General features: G+C 65.8%; 3 protein-coding genes and 1 pseudogene. 1 reads left to right on the forward strand and 3 read right to left on the reverse strand.

Going from position 1 to position 4,201, the window contains the following annotated elements; translation table 11 throughout:
- Positions 1–108: pseudogene (locus NZL82_RS19615) on the forward strand (IS5/IS1182 family transposase); the annotation flags it as partial.
- Positions 109–694: 586 nt separating this feature from the next.
- On the opposite strand, the gene NZL82_RS19620 reads toward NZL82_RS19615, so the two are convergent.
- From NZL82_RS19620 to NZL82_RS19630, 3 genes are all read right to left on the reverse strand, one after another.
- Positions 695–2,005, reverse strand: coding sequence for a PD-(D/E)XK nuclease family protein (locus NZL82_RS19620; protein ID WP_261271373.1), 1,311 nt, complete (start codon positions 2,003–2,005; stop codon positions 695–697).
- Between the two features lie 97 nt (positions 2,006–2,102).
- Positions 2,103–2,444 carry a hypothetical protein gene (locus NZL82_RS19625; protein WP_261271374.1) on the reverse strand — a complete coding sequence of 114 codons (342 nt, stop codon included), beginning with the start codon at positions 2,442–2,444 and terminating at the stop codon, positions 2,103–2,105.
- A complete protein-coding gene (locus NZL82_RS19630) occupies positions 2,441–4,171 on the reverse strand; it encodes a DEAD/DEAH box helicase (protein ID WP_261271375.1) in 1,731 nt (576 codons plus the stop codon). Before NZL82_RS19630 ends, NZL82_RS19625 begins: the two co-directional genes overlap by 4 nt.
- Between the last annotated feature and the right edge of the window lie 30 nt (positions 4,172–4,201).

Here is a 4,201-nt window from a genome sequence, read left to right on the forward strand (position 1 = left end):
TTCGGTCGCCTCAAGGACTGGCGCCGCGTCGCAACCCGATACGATCGCTGCCCTACCGCCTTCTTTTCCGCCATCACCCTCGCTGCCACCGTCATCTTCTGGCTGTGATCAACGAGTCCTGACCCTAGGGTGACGCAGATGTCACCCATAACAGATCATACGATCCAGACGTTGATGGAGCCCGCCCTGGACGTCCGCCTAGCGCTCCGACCGCGCCGGTGCTCCGCATTCCCGCAAGGTCTGCGCGAAGGGATTTCGGTTGCATAGACCGGACGGAGGTTCGGCTTGCCGAGGGTTCGGTGCATCGTCGTTGGGGCATCGCGCGGGGTCAAGCGCTCCGGCGTGCTGCTGGTCGGGCTGGAGGCCATGCAATGTCGCTGCGGGGTCGGATCGCTCCATCTCCGGCGCGGGCGGCGCCGCCGTCATTCCATTCGGCCGTGCTCCAGCCGGGAGCCGGGAAGGTCCAGGACCCAGCGGCCGTCGAGATGGAAGGCCGGGCGGCCCGGGTTTCGACTACGACCTCGCCGCCGTCGAAGCCGTATTCCTCGCGAGCGGCGAGCGACGTCGCTCAGGCCGTGCTGAGCGACGTCCAGCGACCGTGGCCGAATCCGTCGATGCCCTCATTCCCCGACGTCTACGGCGAGGCCGGGATCGCGGAGGTCATCGGTACGGCCGTCGTCTGGGTCAGATGCCCTCAGGCACGGTGGTTTCCTTCCGGTCGCATTCCAAGGGCCTGCTCGCGAACCCAAGCCCGAGCCGTCACGAGCGAACCAGCAACGAACTCGCGCCATCGCTCCTCGAGTTGCGCCATCGCCTCGTCGACGCGATCCGGCTCGAAGTCCCGCGGGTCGAGTAGCACGAGATTGAGGAAGCGCGCTTTCCCGCTGCCGCCGAAGATTCCCTGCAGCCCAGACAGAACTTCTTGCCGGTTAGGGCCACCGCCCGGCAGGACATCGCCGACCAGTCGCACTGCGTTCGTGACGACGTCAATGCGGATCTTGATGGGAACGTCGGTGAGGAACCGGACGAGATTCTCCTCATTCCGCCACTCCGCCGGCAGGAACTGACGGGCACCTGTTCCGATCAGGTTCCCCTCTTCCGCGTCGATCATCGCCTGCACGCGATCACGAAGCTGCAGGACGAGTTGCGGCTGGACCGATCGGCTCGAAGCCACGTTGCGCTGAAGATAATCGATCGCCGAGGCGTGTCGTTCGTAAAATCTGATCGCGTCCTCGGTGCACGGATGACGATCGGCTGCGACTTCGCGCATCAGATAGTCGCGATAGTGTTCAAGCAGGATCTTGACGCCGCCGTCGATGGGCGCGCGGGTCGCATCGAGGACGATGTCGAGCATTTCGACGACGTGACCGTAGGTCATGACGACCCAGCCGTCCGCTTCCGGCGTGATGCCGGCGGGCGTCAGGAAGATCATGAGGTGGTTCCAATCCGGATAGTCGCGCCGGAGCCACGCCGCATAGTCCTGCAGCTGGTTCTTGCCGGCGCCCGCCCGGATCTTGTTCTCGACGACGACGATGAAGCGCTCCTCCTCGAACGTGATGACGAGGTCGGGACGACGGTCGATCTGCTCCGGAGCGACACGCCGCTCCGCGCCGAAGGATACGAAGCGCTCGCGTTCGACTCTGGCGCGATCATGTCTGATGATCGCCAGCTGATGGGCGATGGACGGTGGAGCGATCTCGGCAGCGCGGATCAGGAACGTGCGGAGCGGCAGCATGCCGAGCCCGTGACGTTCCTGCGGACTGAGCATGTAGTAGAGCAGATGGCTGTGCCGTATCTCCTGCCCCTTGATGCCGGTGGCATCGAAGATGTTGAAGGGGTCGAGCGCCTGACCGATCGCTTCGAGCCGGTGGATGTCCTGTACCATGGCCGCGACCCGCGCGGGCGCTTCCGACTCGTTCGCGGGCGTCGTGCCGATGGTGGGCGCCGTTTGGAAGATGAAGTCGAATGCCTCCTTGTAGCGGAGGTATAATGCTTCCATGTCCATCGTATGTTTTCGTCCCATTGTCGTGAGTGCCCTTAGTCGGTTCTGGGCAAATTTGAATTGCTGAAAGGGTGAAGGTTGATCCGTATTAGGACGTCTCCTAATCAAGCCATTTCTTCGCGCCGGACCTGAATACTTCGAGTCCGGTGGCGAGAAGTGACAAGTCCGCGATCGCGAAGGCGAGTCCGGTCCTGATCCAACCCGACGACAGCAGGATCACCGGCCAGCCGATGGCGAGCAGGATCATCAGGATCCCGGCCAGACGGGTGGCGGGGTGCCACCATCTCGCAGGCTGCTGGTACTGCTCGTGGACGATCACGGTACCGTCGTCGCCATCCGGCCAGACGTCCCGCACGACCAGCCGTGCGTTCCGCGGCGGTTCGGCGCCGTCGGCTTCGGGGCGGGCGGGCCGCCCGGCGCCCTGACCGGACCATGTCGTCAAGCGGCCCGTCTTCCGTCGCGGGCGGCGGCCGACAGGTCTCGCTGCTCGTCGGCGAACTGCTTCGCCCGGCAGAGGCCGTCGACGAGTTCCATCTGCTCGATGCTGGAGCACTGGATCTCGAGCAGCCGCGGACTGGCGTAGATGACCGCCAGGCATTTCGCGCGGCTGATCGCGACGTTCAACCGGTTGCGGCTGTACAGGAATTCGATGTTCCTCGGCAGGTCGTCGCCCGAAGAGGTCGCCATCGAGACGAGCACCACCGGCGCCTCCTGGCCCTGGAACTTGTCCACCGTTCCGACCCGAGCGCCATCGGGGAGTACGCGCTTCAGCAGTTCGACCTGCATGTTGTACGGCGACACCACCAGGATGTCCTCGGTCCCGATCTGGCGCTCCCGACCGTGCCGATCGGTCCACCTAGCGCCCAGGACCGAGCGGTAGGTCAAGGCCAGTCGGTCGGCTTCCTGCTGCGACCGCTGGGTGCATCCGGCATGCTCGACGTCCACGAACCGCAGACCTGCCGGCGCCAGAGCCGCGGGATCGAGCGTGCAGTCGACCTCCAGGCGCTGGGTGGCGGTGGACGCCTCCGCTTCCAGCCGGCTCTCGTACACCGCATCGGAGATGAAGCGGCACAGGTCCGGGTGCATGCGCCGGGTGACCGGCAGGAACACGCCCTGTTCGGCGGGGACGGTGGCATGGCCTTCGAGCAGATGGTCGAGGGCGGACATGCCGCTGCTGCCCGGGTGCGTGCCCTTGATCGGCTGCGACAGCTGCATCTGGTCTCCGACCAGAACGACGTTGCGTGCGGCGACGCCCATGGCCACGATGTTGGCGATGCTGACCTGTCCGGCCTCGTCGATGAAGAGGTAGTCGAAGGCTTCGTCCATCTCCTCGCGGGCGAACAGCCAGGCCGTTCCGGCGACGAGCTGGTGGTGAGGCTGAACCCCGCTGCCGCTGCCGCCGATCACGTCCTCGATCCAGCCGCGCGTGCCGAGCGCCTGATCCTCGCGGCTCGACTTCTTCATGCCCCGGCAGGCCAGACCCTGGGCGCCGGCGACCGCCTCGACGTCGGAGAGCAGGTTGTTGATGGCCTTGTGCGAGTTGGACGCGATGCCGATCCGCTTGCCGGCGGCGAGCAGCGCCACGATCGCCTGCGACGACGTATAGGTCTTGCCCGCACCGGGAGGCCCCTGGATCAGCAGGTAGCTCTCCTCCAGCGCCAGCAGGGCGTCGACCGCACCGGCGGTCGCGTCGGCACCAAAGGGCACGATCGCCTGGCCCGGTGTGCGGCCGTCGAGGCTGGGGCGGTCGCGGCGAAGGATGGAGGTGATCGCACGATACCGGTCCCCGCCTGCGGCGACGTGCTCGGCATAGCGGTGGATGGCGGCGCGCAGCACGGCGTCGCCGATCGGGCCGGTCGGAATGAGCGCCGCTCCCGGTTCCAGCGGCGTGCGGCTGGGGCCGAGCTTCAGCTCAATGATGCGTGCCTCCTCGTCCAGCGAGACGATGTCACCGGCCGGCTCGAGCGTCCCGGAGCGGAGGGGAGAGTCCCCGACCTTCAGCTTGAAGTCCTGCGCCGGGAAGGTGAAGGCATGGACCGTCGAGCGCTTCTCCTTGCGGGGCGCGATCGTCGTGTAGCGCGACGATCTGGATGAGAAGTTAGCGACGATCAGGATGAGAAGCGCTGATCGCGACGAGGTCGTTTTGGTGTGTTTGATTGCCGCTGGCAAGACCTATGTCTCAGGTTGATTGTCGGGGAG

It is taken from the genome of Sphingomonas sp. LC-1 (assembly GCF_025371035.1).
Classification (GTDB): domain Bacteria; phylum Pseudomonadota; class Alphaproteobacteria; order Sphingomonadales; family Sphingomonadaceae; genus Sphingomonas; species Sphingomonas sanguinis_E.

What these genes read in the sequence shown, in the direction of transcription:
- NZL82_RS19620 (WP_261271373.1), bottom strand. Translation starts at nt 2,005, where the DNA reads ATGGACATGGAAGCATTATACCTCCGCTACAAGGAGGCATTCGACTTC.